This window comes from Synechococcus sp. H55.8, assembly GCF_047462375.1.
Taxonomy (GTDB): domain Bacteria; phylum Cyanobacteriota; class Cyanobacteriia; order Thermostichales; family Thermostichaceae; genus Thermostichus.
This window is the reverse complement of the sequence record NZ_JANSJC010000015.1, coordinates 1-22091: the sequence shown is the minus strand read 5'-3', so window position 1 is coordinate 22091 and position 22091 is coordinate 1. Positions and strand designations below refer to the sequence as shown.

Here is a 22091-nt window from a genome sequence, read left to right as displayed (position 1 = left end):
ATCTGCGGATGAGGAAGGAGGTTCTGCACCGTATCAGGATTTCTGCAGAGGGTTGGGGTGCCAGAATGAGCCATTTGGCGGAGTTTTTTTCCTCAGAGTTTTCCTATGCTGCCTTTATAGCTTCTCTGTTCGTTCCCGCATCAACTGGGCTCTCGGTTGAAGCTGACAGCCAGCCCGACAGGTTGGGGGAGACTATCGTTTGCTTGTCTACGAAGCCACATGTCCAAACGCATCTTGGTGATTGAAGACGAACCCTCTATCCGCACCTATCTGCAGAAGGTGTTGCAGCGGGCTGGGTACGACACGGTGGCGGCCACCGATGGCGAGGAAGGCCTACAGATGGTGCGCGCGCTTATGCCGGATTTGGTGTTGTGCGATGTGGTCATGCCCAAGCTGAACGGCTATGGCGTGTTAGATGCCTTGCGATGGGATCAGTCCACGGCCCACATCCCCTTCGTCTTTCTCTCCTCCAAAACCTCCCAAGAAGCCATTGAACAAGGGCTACGGCTCGGCTCTGACGCCTACCTAACCAAGCCCATCGACCAAACCCACCTGTTGAGAGCGATTGCCGCCCAACTGACCTAGAGGCTGTAGATCTGCCCATCTACGAGCAGATGGGTGATGCCTTTTTTTTGCAATTGGGTGCGCACAATGTCCAGAATGTAGCCGGGAAACTGGATCACCCGATAGGGGGGGTAGGTGTTGCTGCCGCGGCGGCTCATTTCGGAAAAGCGACGGGCCACCTTGTGGTTGTCGAAAATGGGCAGCGTATTGGCGTTATCGATCCCTTCGACGGGCACAGATCCGGGGCCAAAGAATTCCTTGAGGGGGCGAGTGGTCAGCTCCTGGTAGCGGTCAACAACGACATAACAGGTTTCCGGCGGGGTGAGCTCTTCCAGGGGTAACACCTGAACTTGATAGCCGGGATCGGCGAGGTGGTCTGCTTCCGGCTCGTCTTCTGGGAAATAGTCGGAGTCGTCCTCGTCTTCGAGGTCACTGTCTTCTTCGGTTTCCTCCTCGTCGTCGATATCCTCTAGATCTTCCTGAAGCTCAGCCGCCAACTGCAGTTCTGGCAAAGACTCTTCTATCCCGCCGATGGGTGCGTCGTTTGTGTTCGGCTCTTCACCATTGGGGGGTGTGGCGGCTGCGGGGGGATCCCCAGATGGAGACAGCGGCAAGAGCTGCTGCTCCAAAGCTGCGATCTGGCCAACGGCCACTTTTTCCTCTATGTCTTTGCGGCGGGCAGCCGAGCGTTTGAGCTGAATCAACCGCTGGTACTCATCGGCAGCGATATTTTCCTTCAACACGCGGGTGATGGTGGTGACGCTCACTTGAAATTGCTCGGCCAATTCGACGGCGGTCGCTGCTGAGCCGCGGTAGGCGCTGACAATTTGCTGTTGTTCTTGCTCCGAAAGCTTGCTGCGAGCCATCCCAATTCACCCCATCCACGAACTGAAAAAATAGCCATGACGAGGATCCCTAACCAGCGGCGACCCGGCTGAGGTCGGCAGCCAACTGTTCTCGCTCTAGCCCTTTGCCGATCAACACAATTTTGGACAGGCGAGGCTCTTCCACATCCCAGTCCCGTTCCAAGAAGAGGGTTTGCCGCTGGCCTACCTGATGAAAGATAACCCGCTGCGGCTCGTCCACAACCCACAGCACCCCTTTGGCGCGAAAAATCGTCTCCGGCAAGTCTTGTAGCCAGTCGCGAAAAGCCATCAAATCCAGCGGCTGCTGCAGTTGAAAGCTCACCGATTGGATCCCGTCTTCTGCGAGGTGATGGCTAGGGTGTGCCTCGGCTTCCAAATCGGGAAGTTTGGGATCCCACCCTTCTGGACGGAAGGCATGCACATCCAAAATGCGGGTCAGGGGGACTTGGGCATGGGTGGTGAGCAGGCAAGGGGCATCGGGGTTGTAGCGGCGCAGATCGGCAAGGATCTGCTCTTGTTCGATAGGGGTGATCAAGTCCACCTTGTTGAGCAGCAGGATGTCAGCACTGCTGATCTGGTGGGCGGCGGTTTGCGAGCGCCGGAAGTTGTGCCAGTATTCGGCCCCATCCACCAGGGTCACCACGCCATCGAGGCGCAAGTCCTCATGAAAAGTCTCTTGCACAAACAGCTCCGTCACCTGCCTGGGATCCGCCACCCCGCTGGTTTCCACCACCAGGTAGTCCAACGCCTGGGCCTGCTGCAGCAGCTCTCGGGCTGCCCGTTCAAAATCTGCCCGCACCGTGCAACAGAGGCAACCATTACTCAGCTGCATCAGCCCCTCTTCGGGCAGGTTGACCAGCTCGCCATCGATGGAAATTTCGCCAAACTCGTTGAGAATAACCCCAATGCGCAGCCCATGCTTTTCCTGCAGGATGCGCTTGAGCAGGGTGGTCTTACCACTGCCCAAAAAGCCCGTCAAGACGGTAACCGGAAGCTGAGCTTTCATCGCCAGTTCAGTAAACAAGCCAACCCATCCTTGCTCAAGTTCCCCACAGGCCTTACCAGCTTAGCTTCAGGCCCAATTGCAGGATCCCACCCAACGGCAAATTCAACAGCCTTCCTTGCCCAACTGCTGGGATTCCGGGGATCCCTGCAAACGCAGCAACTCAATCGGCAGGCCATCGGGATCGGCGATGAAGGCTACCTCATAAGTTTGATGGCCGATCTGCTGGAGCTGGGGCGGGAGCAGCAGGGTAAGGGGGACTTGCGCTTGTAGATGTTCTAAATAGCCGGCCAGGGATCCCCATTCAGGGCCGATCTCCAAAGAGGGATGGTAGTAGCCCACATAGTGGGGATCCCCAAAGGGATCGGGAGCCGGCTGGGGCTGGGGCACCTGCATCAGCTCTAGGCGCCCCCAGGGACCACGCATCCAGCAGGCCAACGTGATCCCGGCAGTGAAGCGTTCTTCCACAGCCAAGCCCAGCCCCTCGTAAAAGGCGATGGAGCGGAAAATATCGGCAGTGCGAATGGAAAAATGATGCAGTTTCATGGTCGTACAAAGAGCCAGGTGGGGGCAGATCCCTGGAATCAATCGCCGATGACCGCTAGTCAAGCGCAGATAGACTTGCTAGGCTCCAGAGAAGTAGGCCATCTATTTTAAGCACCTCTTGTGGTGTACGCTGGCCCTGGCAACCTCAGCCAATTGCTGCCAACAACAACATCATCATGCCTAAGCTGGTCATTGTCGAATCTCCCACCAAAGCCCGCACCATCCGTGGATTCTTGCCCGCAGGGTACGAAGTTCAGGCCTCGATGGGACATGTGCGGGATCTCCCCGATTCGGCATCTGAAATCCCAGAAGAATTGAAGGGTGAAGAGTGGAGCCGCCTGGGGGTCAATGTCCACGCCGACTTCGAGCCCCTCTACGTGATCCCCAAAGACAAGAAGAAAGTGGTCAAGGAACTGAAGGAAGCCCTCAAGAAAGCCGACGAGCTGATCCTGGCCACCGACGAGGATCGCGAAGGGGAAAGCATTAGCTGGCATTTGCAACAGGTGCTGCAACCCAAGGTGCCCACCCGCCGCATGGTGTTTCACGAGATCACCCGCGAGGCCATTCAAGAGGCGCTGCAAAACTGCCGCCAGGTGGACGAGCAACTGGTGCGTGCCCAGGAGACCCGCCGCATCTTGGATCGCCTGGTGGGCTACACCCTGTCGCCGCTGCTGTGGAAAAAAATTGCCCCCAAACTCTCAGCAGGGCGGGTGCAGTCGGTGGCGGTCAAGCTCTTGGTGGATCGGGAGCGGGAGCGGCGCGCCTTCAAAAAAGCCTCCTACTGGGATCTGAAGGCGGAGCTGCAACCGAGCACTTCCCCGCAGGAGCGGCAGAGCGTCTTTCCAGCAGAGCTGGTGAGCCTGGCCGGCAAGCGCCTGGCCGGCGGGCAAGACTTCGATCCCAGCACCGGGCAGCTCATGGCCGGGCGGGATGTGGTGCTGTTGGATCAAGCCCAGGCCGAGGCCCTACGGGATCGCCTGCTGGGGAAAGCTTGGGTCGTCAGCTCGGTCGAAGAGCGCCCCTCCACCCGCAAGCCCGCCCCTCCTTTTACCACCTCCACGCTGCAGCAGGAGGCCAACCGCAAGCTACACCTGTCCGCCCAGCAGACGATGCGCATCGCCCAAAAGCTCTACGAAGAGGGCTACATCACCTACATGCGCACCGACTCGGTACACCTGTCGGAACAGGCCATCCGCGCCGCCCGCGCCTGCGTGGAGTCGATGTACGGCAAGGAGTACCTCAGCCCCGAACCGCGCCAGTACACCACCAAAACCAAAGGGGCGCAAGAAGCCCACGAGGCCATTCGTCCCGCCGGGTCGGAGTTTCGCCTGCCCAGCCAAACCCCGCTCACAGGGCAGGAGCTGGCCCTCTACGACCTGATCTGGAAGCGCACCGTCGCCAGCCAAATGGCCGAAGCACGACAGACCCACACCATCGTGCTCATCGCGGTGGACGATGCGGTGTTTCGGGCCAGCGGCAAGCGCATCGATTTTCCCGGCTTCTTCCGCGCCTATGTGGAGGGATCCGACGACCCGGAGGCGGCTCTGGAAGATCGGGAGGTGCATCTGCCCCGCTTGCGGCAGGGGGATCCCCTCCGCTGCCGGAAGCTCGAACCCGTCGGCCACGAGACCCAGCCCCCCGCCCGCTATACGGAAGCTTCCCTGGTCAAGGTGTTGGAAAGCGAGGGCATTGGCCGTCCCAGCACCTACGCCACCATCTTGAACACGATCATGAGCCGTGGCTACGTGAGGTCGATGGGGAATGCCCTCGTGCCCACCTACACCGCTTTTGCAGTGACCGAGCTGCTGGAAAAATACTTTCCCAACTTGGTGAATACCCGCTTCACCGCCGAGATGGAGCAAACCCTCGATGACATCGCTTCTGGCCAGGCAGACTGGTTGCCCTATTTGCGCCATTTCTTTCTGGGAGAGCAGGGCCTAGAAGGCCAGGTGAAGGCGCGCGAGCTGGAAATCGACTCTGGCCTGGCCCGCTCCATTCACCTGGAGAACCTGCCCGTCAAGATCGGCATCGGCCCCTACGGCCCTTATGTAGCAGTAGAGACTGAATCGGGAGAGGTGCGCGCCAACCTGCCGGAGGAGATTCCCCCCGCCGATCTCAGCGCCGAACATGTAGCGGAGCTGATCAAGCGCAAACAGGAGGGCCCCAAGCCCATCACCTTCCACCCGGAAACCCAAGAGCCGGTCTACGTGATTCCCCAGGGTCCCTACGGCCCCTATGTGCAATTGGGGGAGGTGTCGGAGGAGAACAAGAAGCCCAAGCGCACCTCCCTGCCCAAAGGGCTAAAGCCGGAGCAGGTCACCCCTGAGATTGCCCTGGGGTTGCTCAGCCTGCCCCGCACGTTGGGGGAGCACCCGGAATCGGGGAAAAAGGTGCAAGCAGGGATTGGCCGCTTCGGCCCCTACGTGGTCTGCGACGGGGATTTTCGTTCTCTGCCCGCCGATGAGGATGTGCTGACCATCAGCCTAGAGCGGGCGCTGGAGCTGCTGGCCCAGCCCAAAAAAGGCCGTGGGCGCGGCTCGGCCAAACCCCTGCGCGAGCTGGGATCCCATCCTGAGGACGGCGAGCCGGTCAATCTGCACGACGGCCCCTACGGGCTGTATGTCAAACACGGCAAGGTCAATGCTTCTTTGCCCAAGGAGCTCCCTGCCGAAGCGGTCACCCTGGAAATGGCCCTGCAGGTGTTGGCCGAAAAAGAAGGTTCTGCTGCCGATGGCAAGAAAAAAAGCCGCTCAACCGGCAAAGCCGACTCCGCTGCAAGCAAAACCCAAGCGAAGACTGCTTCCAGCGTTACAGGCCAGCAGGCCGAGGCGGCTGGCCTGCGGAAGCGGCGCGGAGCACAAGCAGCTTCCACCGGCGGTGGGATGGCCAAGGAGCCCCAGGCGAATGGTTCAGCTCCGTCTAGATCCCGTTCCACCATTTTGAAGGTCACTCCCAAAGCTCTTTCCTGAGGACAGCTTCTCAAGCTGGGATGGCACCAGATCCCCTGCTTGTGGTGGATCTAAGGAGTCGGTATCTGCGCCGCTACCCTCACCCCCGTCCCCTCTCCCAGAGGCACCCTCACCCCCGTCCCCTCTCCCAGAGGGAGAGGGGAGTTCGCGACAGTGTTGCGTAGCAATAACGCTGTGGAGAGATGTTTCATCAGCTCAACGGTGTCACCTGGGTGCCGGGGAAGTAGTGGTTGAGGATGGGCGACGCTGTGTAGCCCTGTTCGGCCAGGCCGCGGGCTCCCCACTGACATAGACCCACCCCGTGCCCGGCTCCCCGATAGGTGAAAAGGTACGATTCCGGCTGGCCGGCCTTTGGCTCGAGGCGTTTGAGGGTAAAGCGGTTGCTGGGCAGGATCCCCCACCCTAGGGTTTGCCCGAGGTGCAACACAAACTCCTGTCCGGTAAATAACCGAGATCCGACGCGGATGCGCAGAGGGCGCCCCCAGGGATCCGATTGCAGGATCTCTAACTCGGCGCTGCCCAGGGCTTGCTCCAACTCTTGTCGGCTGAGCCGGACACTGTGGGGGCCATAGAAGGGGGAAGCGCGACACCCTTCGCAACTCACCCCTTGCAGGTAGGGACGGGCGGGTGGGGCAAAAATATCTTGGTTGGCGCTGGTGTGGCCGCCACAGGTGGAGTGAAACAGAACCTCTACCGGCTGGCCGGCATGGGTTAGGATCTGCCCCTGGGTTGCCCGCACCGCAGCCGTGGTCGCCGCCGTCTCATAGGCCAGGCCCCCGTAGAACTGGTGGGCGGTGGAATCTTGCAATGGCCTTGCCGGGGTAGAGGGCCATTCTCTTCTTGGAGCGGGGCGCAGATGGGGAACGGCCAGGGTACGGGCCAGGATGGCTTGGGCCTGCAAAGCGGCGGCTGGCCAATCGGCAGGCATTTCGCCGGGCACCAAGGCCAGCAGGTAGTCTTCCAGTTGTACCCAGTTCAGCAGGTGCAGGCGCTCTGGGCCGCTTGGGCGAATCTGGATCAAGCCACGGTAGCGACGCTCCTCTCCCGCCGCAGGACGCAGCCCCCCTCCTTGCAGCCAAAGGGATCCCGAGTAGCGACGGGGCTGGCCCGGCCCGCTCAAAATCAGCGCTTGGCGGTGAACCTGCAGCTTCCAGATCCCTGCCGGAAAGGGCTGCTGATTTAAAACAAAGGGGCCGCTCAGCTCCAGTTGGGCCAAGGGATCCGCGCCCCAGCGGCTGAACAGCTCCACGGCCAACCAATCTCCAGCGGTCTGGGCCTGCAGAGAGCCTCCCCAAAGGGCCCACAGGGATCCCAGCCCCATCACCGCCAACTGTCGTCGCCGCATCGGCCCCGCCCGGAGATTATGATGAGCTGGCCAGCAAAGGATCGTATCCCAGTTGTTGGCTGAGGCGGGCGCGCGCCAGTTCTCGATATTCCCAAAAATGCTCCCCCGCAGCACAGAGGCCCAGATATAGGTTCAGCAGGCTCGGTTTCTGGCGCCAGATCGTCCATAGCTGTTGCCAAAATTGGGCGCGAATTTGGGGATGAAGGATCCCTTGCCGCCAGATGAGTTGTAGAAGCAGATAGATCCCTTTGTGAAGGGGCAGCCGCATTGCTTGTTGCCGACCTACTTTAGTGCCGATACTCAGGCACTGTTGCAAACAGCGAGAGAGATATCGCGCCGGCTCATACAACTTCCAAAAACTTTCCAGATATTCCCGGGCAATTTCAGATGGAGAACGGGTGGGAATAAAGTTCATCAGCGTGTTTTGATCCCCAAACTCGGTGACGCCGATCCCCTCCAGCAACCGCTGCTCTTTTTTGAGGCGATTCCACAGTTGGGTGTTGGGTAGAGCCTGTAAAATCCCCAACATCGGCTGAGGAATACCGGTCTGCTCGACAAAAGCCTGGATGCGCTCCCCCGCACCTGGCCGCTCTCCGTCAAAGCCCAGAATAAACCCGGCGTAGATCAACAGCCCGGCATCGTTGATCTTGCGACAAGCCTCTACCAGGGGGTGGCGGGTATTCTGTAGCTTTTGAGTCATCTGTAAGCTGTCTTGGTCTGGGGTCTCAATACCCAGAAAGACCGCATAGAACCCCGCTTCTACCATCAACTGCATCAACTCTTCATCTTCAGCTAGGTTGACAGAAGCCTCTGTCATAAAGGTAAATGGATAGTTATGCTCCTTGCTCCACGGGATCAGCTCGCGTAAAAATCGCTTGACGTTGCGCTGATTGCCGATAAAGTTGTCATCTACCACAAAAATCGAGCCTCGCCAGCCCAGGTCGTAGAGGGCTTGCAGCTCGGCCAGCATTTGGCTTGGCTCCTTGGTTCTCGGCTTGCGCCCATAAAGAGAGATGATGTCACAAAACTCACAATTAAAGGGGCAACCCCGCGAGAATTGCACCGACATCATGAAGTATTGATCCATGCGCAGCAGGTCAAATCTCGGCAGGGGGCTTTGGGTGACGTCTGGCTTTTCTGTGGCTCGAAAAATGCCCGCTTCTTGCCCAGATTCTAGAGCCTTGACAAAAGCCGGTATGGTCTCTTCTCCTTCGTCCAAAACCAAATAGTGAGCCCCGGATTCCAGGGCATCTTGGGGCACAGAAGTCGGATAGGGGCCGCCCACAGCTACTTTTTTGCCCAACTGCACCGCTTTGCGAATGAGTGCGTGAAAGTCTTGCTTCTGCACCAGCATGGCCGACAGGATCACCAGGTCGCACCACTGCCAATCGGCCTCCGTCTCGGGGGCGACATTGCGATCCACAAAGCGAATCTCCCAATCCTGGGGCAACAGAGCGGCAACGGTGATCAGGCCCAGCGGCGGCATCAGCGCTTTTAGCCCCACCATCTCGATGGTGCGATTGTAAGACCAGAAAGACTTGGGAAAGCGGGGATAGAGCAGCAACGCCTTCATACCCATCAGCTCCTAATCGCAGATTAAGGATTCCATTTGTTCAGCACTCCTAACAAATAGCCTCAGATAAAGCTGACGCAAAAACTTTTGTGAGATGCTTGCTGGCAATATTTCCTTCGTATTAGCAAACTGTGGACTGGCAAACCCTCTGGGTGCCTAAACCTTCAAAAAACTTTTCTGGACAATTGTTAACTAAGAATCTAGGTTGATCTTTAGGGGTTACTGAAGAGAAAGCATTGCCTCAATTTTTCTGAGAAAATAGTATCGACTCCGGCCTTCTATGGCTACGGAACAGTTAGCTCTGCACACCTTGCTCAAAAACACGCTGAACCAAGCCACTGACGACGGAAAGTACTATCGCGCCGAGGAACGCCCAACCAAAGTTATCGATATTGAAGGCATCCCCGGCCAGCTTGTCGGCGATGGCCAGGCAAATGCCGTTCAAAATTAGCCAAAACAAACCCAGGGTAAGAACTGTAATCGGCAGGGTAATCAACCGGAGAAACGGCCTCACCAAACCATTGACCAGGCCAATGGCCAGAGCTGCCACCAAAGCACCCCCAAACCCAGAGACGTGGATCCCGGGCAAAAGCCAAGCCAAAATCATCACGCTCAAGGCTGACATCAGCCAGGTGGCCAACAGAGTTGCCATGCTCCCTCCTCTGCCCCAACAGGGCCGCAATCTTGCCCCCTATGCTAGCCGATCTGCTTAGGGATCCCTTCTGCAGAGACCTCTTCGGGGCTGTAAGTTTGCAACGCCAGTGCATGAATGCCCTGACCCATCTGTTCGGCCAGGGCGGCGTACACCAGGCGATGCCGTTGCAGAGGAGTTTTGCCGGCAAACAGGGGCGACACCACCTGCACGCGGTAGTGCCCCCCGGATCCCTGTTGCCGTCCCCCATGGCCAGCATGGCGGTGCGACTCGTCCTCCACGTGGACGTAGAGGGCTTGCAGCTTCTCAGCCAAGAGCTGTCGCAGGCGATCCGAGGTGAGCATGGGATCCCCTGCGGCCCTCAAGGTTGGGCGCCGGCCTTGGCAAAAGCCGCCTCGACCAGAGGGCGCAACTCGTTGCGGGCGTGCATCTCTTGCAGGATGTCGCAGCCGCCCACAAACTCGCCGTCAATATAGATCTGCGGGATAGTAGGCCAGTTGGAAAACTCTTTGATCCCCTGACGAATTTCGGGATCCTCGAGCACGTTGATCGCCGTGTAGGGAAAGCCCAGACTCTCCAGCACACGAACGGCGGCATAGGAAAACCCACACTGGGGCATCTCTGGGGTGCCTTTCATGTAGATCAGCACCTTGTGGGTGCGGATTTGGTCACGGATTTTCTCTTCCAAAAGGGGATCCAGCATGGTATTCAGCCACTATGACAACAACAGACGACAGGCAAACCAGGCTCCTATCGTGATCTCATTTTGATTCACTTCTAACATGCTTGGCACTCTCCCCACGGCCAGGCCGAGGAATTCTTTAGCGAAAATTCAGCGACAGGGTCGGCGATAGCCCCCAAACCCTGATTTTTCTGTTGACCTGGTCGATCCCTTGCTGGACACGGGTTTCAGGCCCTGCGGCGGCAAAATAATGAAATGAGGAGAAGGGGAAATTGCCGCCCAAAACCAGACCCTGGATCTGGGTAAGGGTTGTAACCGGGGGAAGTGGAATTCATCAGAGCAGACGACCCAAGCGCTCCCGCAACTCGGCGGCAGCCTGCTCCAGGTGGTCGGGAGTGTAGCCGGTGGTCTCTACCCGGACGGCGAGGTGGGTGTCCTGGCTTTCGTGGAGATGGATCCACAAAACGTGGCGGCCATCTTCGGTTTTGCGGTTGGCGGCTTTGACGCCGTTTTTGGGGGCAGCGTAGGCATTTGAGTCGTAGCGAACCAGATCCACCCAGGGAAGGTCGCGCAGGAGCTTTTCCACCTTGACCCAACTGCGAGGGCGGTGATGGCTGCTGTCGCTCCGCAATTGGATGACCTGGGAGCGATCTCGACCGGAATCGGGGAGAGCCGCCCGCGGGATCCGCGGCTGGACTTGCGGTTGCAGATAGGGCAAATACACCAAAGATTTGTATTGCTCGTGGATGTAGCAGACCGGGATCCCCAATTGGCTGCCCACCACGGCCATGATCATGGCCTGGGCTTTGAAGCCCCCGGTGGCGGCGAAGGTGACGATCCCTTTGGCGCTCTCCGCCAACTGTTGCAACAGCTCGGCCATCCGCTCCAGGGAGGATCCCTCTAGCTCGTAGTTGACGCCGGGGAGGGGCACCAGGGAAACCTGTTGTTGGCCCAGCGCTTCTTCAAAAAAGAGTTTCAAAATCTGGGCACACTCCAGCCCCTCAGGGGTTTCGGAGTAAAGCAAAATCAAGGCATCCTGGGGAGTGGGATCCAGCCGGTAGTAGGTGTTGGTTTCGGCGCTGATCAGCTCCAGTTCTGTCTTTTTCATCCAGGCCAAGGCCCGTTCCGGATCCCCGATGGTTTTTTGGCCGACCCAAGGGCGTTGCGGCTGCAGGTCTTTGTCCGGGTTGGTGAGCAAAGAGGTGCCCACGGTCATGAGGATGGTCTGCATGGGTTACTCGCTAACTTCCTCGAAGTTTTCCCACTTCGCAATCAGAGCAGCTTTACTTTGCGAACTCTGCCATCTCCCCTTAAGTCGAGCACCTCTACCTCCACTTCTTGCCCCACCGCCAGGGATCCGGCCTGTTTCGGCTCTTTTTGGGTGAGCTTGATATCCGTATCCACGATTTGGAAGGTCACTTCGTTGCCCTTGATATTGGTGATGCTGGCCTTGAGGTGTTGCCCAATTTTGAAGCGGGCCTTGGTAGAAGCTGCTGCATTTTCAACTTGGGGCTGAGCCTGCTTTTGTTCAGGTTGCTCTTTGGGCCGCAGTGCCTCTGGCTGGGGCTTGGCCTCGCCGCCGCGGGAATGGGTCGGACGACCGCCATTGGGATCGGGAGGGGACGGGATCTCGCCGATCGGCACTCCCCCATCTTTGTAGTAGCGGGCCAGGCGGGCGGCCCAGCCCAGGATCTGCAGCATCTCAGCCGGCCTATCCTGCAGAGGTTGCAAGTACCTTTTACAGGTTTGGTCGATGAGTCGGTAGTAGCGTGGGGTTTCGTTGCTGCGGTGGAGGCCAGTTTCTCGCACCAGCTCGCCGGTGAATCGGAAGAAACGGGATCCCGCGTCGGGGAGATGGGCCACCGAGCGGAGGTAGGCGAGGCACTTGCTCAATTCGTTGACATCTACCCTTTCCTTCGCCAAAGTCATGGCGATGCCGTGGGCAAGATCCCAAGATTGGGGGCTGAGATCGACCGGAGCTGACAGCATAGAGGCACCCTCAGTAGGCGGTGGTGGGCGGCTCGCGCAGATGGGTGGGGCTCAGGATGGCGGCCAACTGCCGAAGCTGATCGGGCAGGATGTAGCCCTGGGCAGCTTGGATCTGCTTTTGCACAAAGGCTTTGAGGCCTTCTCCTTCTAGGGTATCGGCTTGTGGGGGATCGTAGCGGCTGTAGCGCTCTTTCAAGTTGCGGGGCCGCTCGATCTTGTCCAGGCTGACCTGCAGGGATCCCAGTCCTACAGGCTTGCCGCCCCCCACCTTCAGCAGCAGCGGATGCGCGGGATCCTGACCCAACACCGTGAACAAGGTGCCCAGCTCGGCAGGAGTGAGGTTTTTGAAGTGGATCTGGGTTTTGAAAACCGTATTTTGCACCGCCTGCTGGGTGGGCGTCCCCTTTTGATGGCCCTGCAAAGCCCTGCGGTGCGTGTAATAAAACTTGCGCCCAACCGCCTTGCCGTTTTCAAAGTAGGCTCTGCGCTGGTCGGGGCGGGGACGGTACAGCGGGGGCAGGGATCCGCCGCCGGAGCCGGTGCCAGTGGCAACGGCATCCCTGAACTCCACCAGCCCCTGCCAGTTGAGGGCGCCAAAAACGCGGCTGGCAGGACACAGCCGCTCCTTCTGGCGGCAGGGGTGCCGCTCCGGCGGGATCTGATTTTTGTAGCGGCTGGTGATCACTGCAAGGGTGCTGTTGGTGATCGCCTCGTACATGGCCCGGATGGCCCCCTTGAGGGAGCTGCCCTGGATCTTGAGCCGCCCGTCGGGGGTAGTGGTCATGGTTTTGAGCACCGGGATCCCGTTGACGCCGACGTCGCTGCCCAAGGCCAGGTGGCCGGTGGAAATGTGGAGAGCGGTCTGCACCGTCAGGGTGAGAAAGAGGGTGCCGTGCAACTTGTCGGGATGGAACTTGGCGTGGCCAGCGGGCCGCTCCAGCTTGGGGGGCTGCTGGGGAAAGGGGATCAGCTCGTAGGGCTTGGGAGCCATGGCCTGCTCACCTCCACCCCGGTCTCGGCTGCCGGCGGGCGTTCTGGCAGAAGCAGAATGGGCGGGCAAGGGTCGGGGGCCTTGGGGAGTCATCTTGACCTCGGGATGAGAGCAACAAAGTGAACGCGGGCGGTGCGCCCATCGCGAAAGTAGCGCTGGCCCAGCTTGAGAGACCTCGGATAGCTGAGACCTTGGGGGAAGCGGGTTTCCGGACTTTGGGATCCGTACAGGTCGGCCTCGCGATCCTCCCCCTGCCACTCCCCGGCCAGCGGCACAAAGAAGTCGGGAGGAGGTTGGATCCCCAGATACAGCAGATCCCAGCCGCGGGGGGTGCTTTTCCAGCGCAACTCCCGTTGTTGGCAGAAGACCTGTCCCTCTTGACAGACCAGATCTGGCGGGATCCCCACCTGAATGCCGCTGACGCGGTGGGGCCAGCGCAAAAAGGTGTAGGTTTCTTCGGCGGCGGCAAAACAGGCCGAGAGGATCTCGGAAAGCGAGGACGCCGTCCCGCCGTTGCAAGCGGCCAGATCCTGAACCTTGTAGGCGGCTACGTAGGCTGGTTTCATACCGCTTTGGCCTCCGTTTGCAAGAGCTGGGCCCAACTTTTAACGGCGGCGGCCAGCAGGTGCTCCACCTTGGCCTCAGACGTTTGCTCCCAGGTCAGCCGCGCCCCAAAGCCCAAGGGCATCGGCTCCGCCCCCACCGGCACTAACTGGCGATCGGGTTTGGCAAAGCCGTATTTGCCCGCCTCTTCTGGACTGAGAAACTCGCCCGCCCCCAGCAGGGATCCCCTTGGCCAGGCAAGCTGGGATCCCAGCAGCCGTAGCTCCTGGCTCCCCTCCTCCACCAGGCAGCCCGGGTAGTCCACCGTCGCCCACTCGTACTCCACCCGAACGCGGCCCATGCCGCGGGATTTGGCAAAGCCGATCCCAAACCATCCTTCGTCCAGATCCCGCAGCACCAGCCCCAGCAGGCCCAGTTGCGCCAGGGTAAAGTTTTTCAGGTGAATCTTGGTTTGAAAGGATCCCTCGACACAGACTTGGTAGCTAAACGGCCCCACCGCCACCGACCCGAAGACGCGATCGATGGCCACCCCGTTGCGTTCCTCCAGCCGCAGAGGTGTCCCCGGCTTGGGATAGGCATCCTCGATGCGCACCCGGCTGGCGATGGCCGTGTTGCCAAACATCTGGTCCGTAAAAGAAGAGAGGGCGTAAACTCGGTGGGACTCTGCAATTTTTTCCAGCCACTGGTTGGCCTTTTGGTCGAGGGGATCGCTGGCCCAGAGTTGCAACTTGTTCCCCTCAGGCCGTCTGTCGCCGCCCACCGTTCGGACAATGCGCTCGGCGTGGGCGCGAATGGCCCCTTTGAGGGAGCTGCCGGGAAAATAGACTGTCCGCCCGCCGCCGCGATAGGTTTCCACAAACTCCATATCGGGTTTTGTCGGATCCGCCCCTTGTTTGCCCGCTTTGATGAGCACAGGGCCATCCGGCTTGAGGGTGAGGCAGAGGGTGCAGTGGTTAACGTAGCGCTTGTGCATGGCCTGGGATCCTTCACTGAAGAGGAACAAGAGGGTTTTCGCCCAGCCCTTGCGCTAGCTGCGGGGGCCGACGGGAGCGACAGCGGTTAGTTTGGCAACCAGGGCTTCCACCCAGTCTTGGCGCAAGGCAGCAGCCTCTTCCGGGCTGAGGGGGTGCCGCTCTCCGGCCACCAGCTCTTGCAGATAGGTCAGCAGCCGCCGCGGATCCCCTTCTGAGTCAAACCAATAGACCGCCCCGATCTCCAGGCGGACGACCCCCAAGCCGCGGGAGCGCCCCCCTCCCAAGGGGATCTGCTCCGTTTCCAATTGGTGCAAGCCGATGGCCAGCAGGCCCAGCTCCCATGCTTCGGCATTTTCGACAACGGCATGGAACTGAAAGGGGGTGTTGGCCGGCACCACTTGAAAGTCGTAGAGCTTGCCCTCTGCCGCCGTCTCCGTATCCCGATCGATGGCCACACCATCCCGCTCTTGGTACTGGCCAAACCAGGCTTCCCGCACCACCGGCAAATCGCGGATCTGCACCTTGCCCGCCAGCCAAGGGGATCCAAACGCCTGCGAGACCCAGTCGGTGGCCTCGATCAGCTTTTGCGTCAGGGTTGCGTCGTCGTCTTTGTAGGTGTTCTTAATTTGGTTGACCACCCGGACTTGCTCGCTACTGGTCAACTCGCTGGGATCCCTGGCCAGCGCCGGATCGATGCCGCGCAAAAAACTCTCCAGGCGGGAGCGCAGCGCCCCCTTGAGGCTGGAGCCGGGGATGAGCGGGCGGCCCAGCGCGTCTTTGAGAACCGGCAGATCGGAGCCGATGGGCTCGGTGGAGCGGCCCACCCCGATGTGCAGGGCGGTCACGGTGGTGAGCGTGCCGGTGATCTCCAAGCGGTTTTTGAAAACGTCGAACATCGTTCCCTCAAATCAGGTTAAGGCTGAAGTTAAGGCTCCACTGCGGCTTCGGCAAACAGGATGGGGATGATTTTCAACTGGCTGAGCCGAAAGGTTGAGACGACACCCTCAAGGGCACAACTGGTCATGGCTTAAGATCCTCCCCCTTCTCGCTTGTACTTGAGGTAGCGCGCCCCATAGCCCAGGTAACGCCGGATCAAGTCGATTTTGATCTCGTTGACTTTGGGGGATGTTTTCTCAACGCCGGCTGCCTCGGCAATGGCGAGGGCCTTTTGATGGATCCAGTTGTCGATGTCTTGGATGATGGCTTCGGCCAAGGAGTTCTTGCCCCGACCCCACTTTTCGTCTCGCCCCATCTGGTAGCGCAAGAAGTTCTTGATCACCTCTGAGCTTTCGGTGGAAGCTGCCACATGCAACAAATTGCGGTACTGGGCCTCTTCCAATTTGTCCAAACCTTTAAAGTTATCCAAGGCGGTTTGGATTCTGGCGACCAGCTCATCTTCGGCCAGCCGAATTTGCCGCTGGATCTCAAGTTCCTGTTTTTGCTCCAGTTTGCTCTCGCTGGTGGCGAAGGTCATAGCGGGTTCTCCCAGAAATGATGATGGAACAGACTACAGACTTCAATTTGGCCAAATCCTTCCGCGGTTCGCTCGCCGATGCCCCAGTATTCCATCTCCGCCAAAATCGAGATCCAGCGCTCCATTTGCGTGGTGCTCAGCAGGAAGACGCTGCCCTGGGTTGTAACCAGCTCTACATCTTTAAAAAGCCCCCAGGCGGCGTTCCAGCCGGAAACATAGGCGTAGCTGCTGCAGGCCAGCTCCAAGACCAGGGATCTGTCCTCACAGTTGGCCTCTTCCTGGAGCATTGACGGCGTGAGCACAGTGGTGCGCTGCCAGCGTTCCTTGAGGATGGCCCCCGACTGCAGCCCGATGGAGAAGTACTGCCGCTCCGGCGGCAAGGGCTGCCAGGGATCCCCAAACACCTGCCATTGTTTCCAGCGCTGCTGCAGCTTTTGGTTAAAGGCTGTCACCCGCTCAGCCAGGGAGGGCTTCGGGTTCCTCAGGTGTCGAGCAGCGAGGCTGACCCGGCCCAGCCCCCGCGACACCCCCCCTCCCAAGGACAAACGGCGGGCGTGGGTGTTGAGGTAGCCGGCGAGGGCTGCTGCCAGCTCGCGATCCTGCAGATAGATGTGGCCGCTGAAGAGGGAAGGCTGCAAGCTCCCATCTCGCCCAGCCCGGCCCTCGTTGATCACCTCCAGGCTGTAGAGGATCTGGTCGGCGGCGGTGGCGCGGCGGCGGTTGATCCCCACCCGCGTGAGCAGGCGCTTGGACACGGACACCCTTCGGTAGCGGGATCCCCCCTCCTGGCTGTAAAAGCCGCCGAAGGGCTCCACCCTGCCTCCGGAGCCATCCGGCTCTGCCGGATCAAAGGGGATCCCCAGCCGCTGCGAGCAGAAGCGATCCAGCAGTGTGTCGAACACCCCCGTTTTGCCCGCCTCTGAGCGGAAGCCGGGGTTGTTTTTGGAGCTGAAGGCCGTGGCCGGCAAAACCCGGCTGCCGGATCCCGGATAGGCATGGGTAAACACCGCCGGACGGGTCTCCGTGAACAGGGCAGCCAGATCTCCTGTCAGGGCCTCGCCGGGGCGGCGCCGGCTTTGGCGGAGCAGGAGGTCGGCCAAGGCCCCCCGGATCACGCTGCCGGGAATGAAGTCCTGGGCCTCGCTGATGGAGCCGCCCGGCTTTTGCCGACCGATGGCCAGGGGAGACTCGGCAGTGAGCGTGAGTTCAATGGCCTCCATCAGCTCCCTCCTCCGGCCAAAAAGGCCCAATCTGCATCATTGGGCTGCAGGGCAGCTAGAGACTGGGGATCCCAGTGCAACCAACCCAAGCCTGCAGATTTGCTGCCCCCCAGCGCCCCAATGTGGTGCAGGGCCGCCCGCAGCAGGGCCTTGCCCCAGGGAGGGCAGTCGGGCAAAAGCTGCAGGGATCCGGAGAAGATCAGCTCGGCTGCCGGCGAGGTCTCGATGAGGTAGAGCCGCTGATCCTCGGCGGTGCGGCGGCGGCGGTTGAGGGTGACTCCTGGGCGGAGGGCCAGTTCCAGCGCCGTCGGCGGCACCTCACAGACAAGATCCTCTACCCAGAGGCGGGAAGGCAGGGCCGGATTGCCGAAGATCTGGCAGACCAGGCAATGGGATCCGGCGTAGCCCTCGACCTGGTATTCAGGACGGTCGAAGTGGCCGTCGCTCCCCTCCCGCTTGGGACACATGCGATCGGGGTCGGGGGAGCGGCAAATGGCCCAGCCGAGGCCGCGGGCCAGCTTTTCGCACTCGTGGCGCAGCCTTCCCTTCAACTGGGAGCCGGGGATGAGCAGCCTGCCGTAGGCATCCTTGAGCAGGGGCTTGTCCGCCAGGGAGCCGCTGGAGCCGCCGGATCCCACCGCCAGGGCCGAGGCGAGGGTGGCCTTCAAAGGGATAGAGGTGCTCGTTTGGGGCAGCTCTGCCAGCCGAACCATCACTTCACCTCCACAGGAACGGGCCGGCCCTCGACCTGGGGCTGTTTTTGCACAAAAGCGTACAGATCCACCAGATCTCGCCAGATGGTCTCGTAGGTGGGTTCCCCCTCCGCCGCCACGTACATCCAGGGGGGGAGGTGGCCGTCGTTGGTTTTGGCCTTGCACCAGGTGCGTTCAAAGGCCTCGATCAGCGGCTGCCCTTTTTGGCCCAGCCGGGTGCGGAAGTAGAGGTAGTTGAGGGTGGCGGTGCGCTTGCCTTTTTCCAAAAAGCTGCGGATTTGGTAGAGCTGGGAGCGGGGAAAATCCGCCGCCTGCAAAGCTTGCACCGTTCTCAGCAGCCCGCGGATCTCCGGGACGGTGTAGGGGCCGGCGTAGAGCTTGAGGAGGTGGCCGTTCTGGCGGATCTCCAGGGCCTGCTGGCGAAAATCCTGGATGCTGGAGGCGATCAAAGTCACCGATTTCAAAGAGAGAAAGTCGATGGTGGCCACCGAGAAGTCTTGGTCGCGGGGCTTCAGCTTTTTGGCGCGGCTTTTGGCAGATTTCAACAGTTGTTCGGTCAGCCTTTCGGCATAGTAGATGGGGGTGTCTTCCGAGGCAAACAGCACGCCTGCCGAGGTGGAGAGCCGACAGAGCTGGTCTGGGCTGTCGGCCGGGTAGCGGTGCGGCACCTGGCCGAGGGAGCGAGCGGCGTAGGTGGCCGATTTGGCCAGCAGGATCTGCTCGAATTGCTCACAAAAGGTGGCGGCGATCTCCAGAGCCTTGTGGGCCGGCACCACCATCAGCACATCGTCCCCGCCGATGGTCAGGATCTCGAAGGGGTGGATCCACTCGCCGTTGCGGTCTCTGCCGGTTTCTGGATCCGGCGGCAGGCCCCGCAGCCGGTGCGCCTGCAGGTGCTGGGCAAGGGCGCGGTAAACGGCTTGTTCCGTGGCCTCGGAAACGTCGTGGCTAAATTGCCGGTAGGCCTCTGGGGTTTGGATCTGCTGCACGTAGCCGCCCATATTGTTGCCGTCGGCGTAGAGGTAGGCCACAAAGCCCTGGCTGGCGTTGGCCACTTCCCGCAGCGATTGCGCCTCGCCGGGGCCGGATCCCCTGTAGGGCTGCAAATAGCGCTCCCGGTAGGGCTCGCCGGCGGGAGAGTCGAGGAAGCGGGCAAATCGCGTTACCCAGCTTTCCACAAAGCCGGGATCCCAATTGGGGAATTTGCGGAACCACCCCTGCTGGCCCGTCTCCAGGCGCTTGGCCTGGCGGCCCACCAGCGCTTTGCGGGCCGTGGCCTCCGAGAGCCAGGGCTGACCTGGCAGGTCGGCTTTGGCCAGGGCCGGGCGGCGGTCGGTGCTGTCGCGGCGCAGGTAGGGGTGGGTTTCAAAAAAGGCAGGATGGGCGCGGCTGGGACGACCGGGATCCGGATTGCCGTTGCGGCGGTGCTGGAAGCGGGCAGCCAGGTGGCCCACCAGCTCGTTGAAACTTTTGCGGGTCTGGAAGCTGGCTTCGCTGCCATCTCCAAAGTAGGCCCTCACCAGGGGGTGGGCCTGGTGTTGGGCCAACCAGTCCAGCCAGGGGGTGCGTTCGATGGGATCCCGCAGCAGGCCGTAGCGCAGCTCCAGCAGCCGAAAGGCGGATCCCACGGCACAGGCGTTGGCGGTGAGGGTTTCTTCGGTGTAGCGGCGCTCAATGGCCTCGCAGAGGTCGTCCACATAGGCCGCCGGACAGAAGGCCAAGAGGTTGCCGCCGGTGGAGTAGATGAGGAGCTCCGGAATAAGAGCCTGCGCCAAAGCCGGGTAGTGCTGCTGCAGCCAGGGCCGGATCCGCCGGTTCACGTAGTCCCTTAGCTCTGCTTGAGACTCCTTCCCCAAGGCTTCCCACCCCAAGTAGGTTTGCTCAGGATCCCCGAAGAAGGCGGGCAGATCCACCAGGTTAATGCGATCCAACAGGGCCGAGGCGCCGCGGATTTCCGGCAGTTTGGCGGACTCGAAAACGTAGCCCTTGATCTTGGTGGCCCCCCCGTAAACCAAGCCGATGCGGGTGGTCTGCCGCCACAGCTCCGGATAGCGCGATTGCAGCTCTGCCAAGGTTTTGGGAAAGGTTGTGGCCGCCACGCTCTCCTGAAATTGGCGCACCTGCGCCCAAAGAGGTTGCAGCGCTTCCGGGATCCCGGCTGCGTCGTCGGTGCGGATGGCTGCGCACATCTGCTGCAGAATCGGCAAGGGAAATTGGGGATCCCGCCCTTCTCCCCAAGCCAGGCACCAGGCCAAGGCGATGGGCACGGGGGAGGTAGAGGAGGTAGCGGTCATGGACAACACCTGGCAAAAAAGAATAGAACGCAGCTTCTGTGCCTGCGGGCAAATCCGAACCCGACTTTTGACTGGGGCGATCCTTGAACTTCACAAATCCTTCATAAAAACCAAAGGCGCTTCAAAAAGACGGCGTCGGCCATAGCAGCCACGCGGGCAGAGAATCGCAGCCGACAGAGAGAGGCGACAGCAGTGACTGATGGTTGCATTTTGCAGTTCCAGACTGGGAGACAGTATAGGCCGATTTAGATCCATTGCCAACAGATTCAAGACTTTTTTCGGTTGGCCCAGCCAGCGATTTAAAGGTAAAGCAAATTGGAAGGGATCCCTTCTCAAATCCTCTCAAAGGAAAAGTGGCTCTGGGTTGATTTTGGATAGGGGCTGCTATTGACTGGGGATGAGCAAAAATTGGCTGGGCCTATGCTGACCAAGTTGAGTTTTTCAGAGCCACCCATCGCCGGAGCAGAAAGCGGCAAGTGGCCGGCGGGATCCGAGCTGGTGGGGATCACCCTGGAAGTGCAGGCCCCTCAGCCCTACCTGTTGGATCCCCACTACGCTAAAGGGCTGCACGCCTGGTTTTTGGGCGAGGTGCAGCAGATGGATCCGCAGCTATCTGCCTATTTGCACGACGGAGAATCGGAAAAACCCTTCACCCTCTCCCGGCTGATGGGGCCCTTCCGCGAGCAGAGTGGGCGACTGCTGATCCCGCCCCAGATCCCCTTCCGCTGGTCGATCACCGCCCTCAACCCCCAAGTGGTGGAGTGGCTGCGGGAATGGTGCCGACGGCTGCCCCCCTGGCTGGAGTTGCGCGGATCCCCGCTGCAAATCCTGGGATGGAAGATCTCGATCCCCCCGCGCACCTACCGTCAACTGCTGGAGCAGCCCCTTGTCCATCGCTCCTGGAGCCTCTCTTTCATCTCGCCCACCAGCTTTCGCCACCGCGGCCACCATTTGCCGCTGCCGGTGCCTCGCAACCTGTTCCACAGCTATTTGCGCCGTTGGAACGATTTTTCCGGCCTGCCCATCGAGGTGGAGCCTTTTCTGGATTGGGTGGATGGGGAAGTGGTCATCCAGCGGCACCGGCTGGAATCGGTTAAAACCACCGCCGGGCGCCAGGGATCCGTGACGGGCTTCGTTGGCTGTGTACAGTTGGCGGTCTCCTCCCGCGCGTCTGAACTGTTGCAGCAGCAGCTCCAGGCCCTGATCCACTTCGCCCCCTACTGCGGCACCGGCCACAAAACCCCCTTTGGGCTGGGGCAAACCCGCCTCGGTTGGCTGGCCGAAGAGCTGCCCGCCACCCCCGTCCTTTGCCGGGAAGAGCAACTGGCCCGGCGCATCGAGGAGCTGAGCGCCCTCTTCCTCAGTCAGCGGCAGCGCCAAGGGGGATCCCGCGCCGAAAAGACGGCCCAACTTTGGGCAACAATCTTGGCCCGACGAGAGCTAGGAGAGAGCTTGCAGCAGATTGCCGCCGACCTGGAGATGCCCTACGAGACGGTGAAGACCTATGTCAAACTGGCCCGGCGAGCCCTTCATTCTGCACCCGACACGATGGATCCCTCATCTGCTCGATAAGGATCCCGCCTAGAAGTCGGAAAAAGCCGTAAGCCCTGAGACTGTCTTTGCCCAAGGTGCCTAGTTTCCGTCCCCTTGCGGGGAAAAGGTAGGGATCAAC

Annotated in this window: 21 protein-coding genes; 3 read left to right on the top strand and 18 right to left on the bottom strand. The window is 60.4% G+C overall.

Annotation, left to right across the window (positions count from 1 at the left end; all coding sequences use genetic code 11):
• Positions 1–219 precede the first annotated feature (219 nt).
• The gene (locus tag NW862_RS07850; RefSeq protein WP_414334158.1) at positions 220–585 is read left to right on the top strand and encodes a response regulator; all 366 of its coding nucleotides are present in this window, start codon (positions 220–222) and stop codon (positions 583–585) included.
• Here the strand turns inward: NW862_RS07850 and NW862_RS07845 are convergent.
• The 3 genes from NW862_RS07845 to NW862_RS07835 all read right to left on the bottom strand — a co-directional run bounded on the left by NW862_RS07845 (position 582) and on the right by NW862_RS07835 (position 2979).
• Positions 582–1430, bottom strand: a complete 849-nt coding sequence (locus tag NW862_RS07845) for a hypothetical protein (RefSeq protein ID WP_414334157.1) — start codon at positions 1428–1430, stop codon at positions 582–584. The two genes, NW862_RS07850 and NW862_RS07845, sit on opposite strands and share 4 nt — an antisense overlap.
• Positions 1431–1479: 49 nt before the next feature.
• Positions 1480–2454 carry a CobW family GTP-binding protein gene (locus NW862_RS07840; RefSeq protein WP_414334155.1) on the bottom strand — a complete coding sequence of 325 codons (975 nt, stop codon included), beginning with the start codon at positions 2452–2454 and terminating at the stop codon, positions 1480–1482.
• 84 nt (positions 2455–2538) lie between these two features.
• Positions 2539–2979 carry a VOC family protein gene (locus tag NW862_RS07835; protein ID WP_414334153.1) on the bottom strand — a complete coding sequence of 147 codons (441 nt, stop codon included), beginning with the start codon at positions 2977–2979 and terminating at the stop codon, positions 2539–2541.
• Positions 2980–3155: 176 nt separating this feature from the next.
• Here NW862_RS07835 and topA point away from each other — a divergent pair, with 176 nt between their 5' ends.
• Positions 3156–5948, top strand: a complete 2793-nt coding sequence (topA, locus tag NW862_RS07830) for a type I DNA topoisomerase (RefSeq protein ID WP_414334151.1) — start codon at positions 3156–3158, stop codon at positions 5946–5948.
• Between the two features lie 190 nt (positions 5949–6138).
• Here the strand turns inward: topA and NW862_RS07825 are convergent, their stop codons facing one another.
• The 15 genes from NW862_RS07825 to cas10 all read right to left on the bottom strand — a co-directional run bounded on the left by NW862_RS07825 (position 6139) and on the right by cas10 (position 20419).
• Positions 6139–7293 (bottom strand): SpoIID/LytB domain-containing protein, encoded by a 1155-nt coding sequence (locus NW862_RS07825; RefSeq protein WP_414348909.1) that lies wholly within the window; start codon positions 7291–7293, stop codon positions 6139–6141.
• A gap of 16 nt (positions 7294–7309) precedes the next feature.
• On the bottom strand, positions 7310–8866 hold the full coding sequence (locus tag NW862_RS07820) for a B12-binding domain-containing radical SAM protein (RefSeq protein ID WP_414334149.1): 1557 nt from the start codon (positions 8864–8866) through the stop codon (positions 7310–7312).
• Positions 8867–9161: 295 nt separating this feature from the next.
• A complete protein-coding gene (locus NW862_RS07815) occupies positions 9162–9518 on the bottom strand; it encodes a phage holin family protein (protein WP_414334147.1) in 357 nt (118 codons plus the stop codon).
• A gap of 44 nt (positions 9519–9562) precedes the next feature.
• Positions 9563–9862, bottom strand: coding sequence for a BolA family protein (locus NW862_RS07810; RefSeq protein WP_414334146.1), 300 nt, complete (start codon positions 9860–9862; stop codon positions 9563–9565).
• Between the two features lie 17 nt (positions 9863–9879).
• Positions 9880–10218, bottom strand: coding sequence for a Grx4 family monothiol glutaredoxin (gene grxD, locus NW862_RS07805; protein ID WP_414334165.1), 339 nt, complete (start codon positions 10216–10218; stop codon positions 9880–9882).
• 316 nt (positions 10219–10534) lie between these two features.
• On the bottom strand, positions 10535–11431 hold the full coding sequence (locus NW862_RS07800; protein ID WP_414334144.1) for a putative CRISPR-associated protein: 897 nt from the start codon (positions 11429–11431) through the stop codon (positions 10535–10537).
• Between the two features lie 41 nt (positions 11432–11472).
• Entirely contained in the window at positions 11473–12189 is a 717-nt protein-coding gene (locus tag NW862_RS07795) for a hypothetical protein (protein WP_414334143.1), read from the bottom strand.
• Between the two features lie 10 nt (positions 12190–12199).
• A complete protein-coding gene (locus NW862_RS07790; RefSeq protein ID WP_414427080.1) occupies positions 12200–13180 on the bottom strand; it encodes an RAMP superfamily CRISPR-associated protein in 981 nt (326 codons plus the stop codon).
• Between the two features lie 89 nt (positions 13181–13269).
• Positions 13270–13746 (bottom strand): hypothetical protein, encoded by a 477-nt coding sequence (locus NW862_RS07785; RefSeq protein ID WP_414334141.1) that lies wholly within the window; start codon positions 13744–13746, stop codon positions 13270–13272.
• Positions 13743–14717 carry an RAMP superfamily CRISPR-associated protein gene (locus NW862_RS07780; RefSeq protein WP_414334140.1) on the bottom strand — a complete coding sequence of 325 codons (975 nt, stop codon included), beginning with the start codon at positions 14715–14717 and terminating at the stop codon, positions 13743–13745. The genes NW862_RS07785 and NW862_RS07780 overlap by 4 nt, the downstream gene beginning before the upstream one ends.
• Positions 14718–14771: 54 nt before the next feature.
• The gene (csx7, locus tag NW862_RS07775; RefSeq protein ID WP_414427079.1) at positions 14772–15614 is read right to left on the bottom strand and encodes a CRISPR-associated RAMP protein Csx7; all 843 of its coding nucleotides are present in this window, start codon (positions 15612–15614) and stop codon (positions 14772–14774) included.
• A gap of 131 nt (positions 15615–15745) precedes the next feature.
• Positions 15746–16192, bottom strand: a complete 447-nt coding sequence (locus NW862_RS07770) for a hypothetical protein (RefSeq protein WP_414347158.1) — start codon at positions 16190–16192, stop codon at positions 15746–15748.
• Complete coding sequence (csx10, locus tag NW862_RS07765; protein ID WP_414347156.1) at positions 16189–17412, bottom strand: CRISPR-associated RAMP protein Csx10; 1224 nt, start codon at positions 17410–17412, stop codon at positions 16189–16191. Before csx10 ends, NW862_RS07770 begins: the two co-directional genes overlap by 4 nt.
• The gene (locus NW862_RS07760; protein WP_414334135.1) at positions 17412–18125 is read right to left on the bottom strand and encodes an RAMP superfamily CRISPR-associated protein; all 714 of its coding nucleotides are present in this window, start codon (positions 18123–18125) and stop codon (positions 17412–17414) included. Before NW862_RS07760 ends, csx10 begins: the two co-directional genes overlap by 1 nt.
• Complete coding sequence (cas10, locus tag NW862_RS07755) at positions 18125–20419, bottom strand: type III-B CRISPR-associated protein Cas10/Cmr2 (protein WP_414334134.1); 2295 nt, start codon at positions 20417–20419, stop codon at positions 18125–18127. Before cas10 ends, NW862_RS07760 begins: the two co-directional genes overlap by 1 nt.
• A gap of 420 nt (positions 20420–20839) precedes the next feature.
• On the opposite strand from cas10, the gene cas6 reads away from it, so the two are divergent.
• A complete protein-coding gene (gene cas6 / locus NW862_RS07750) occupies positions 20840–21991 on the top strand; it encodes a CRISPR-associated endoribonuclease Cas6 (RefSeq protein WP_414334133.1) in 1152 nt (383 codons plus the stop codon).
• Positions 21992–22091: the final 100 nt, after the last annotated feature.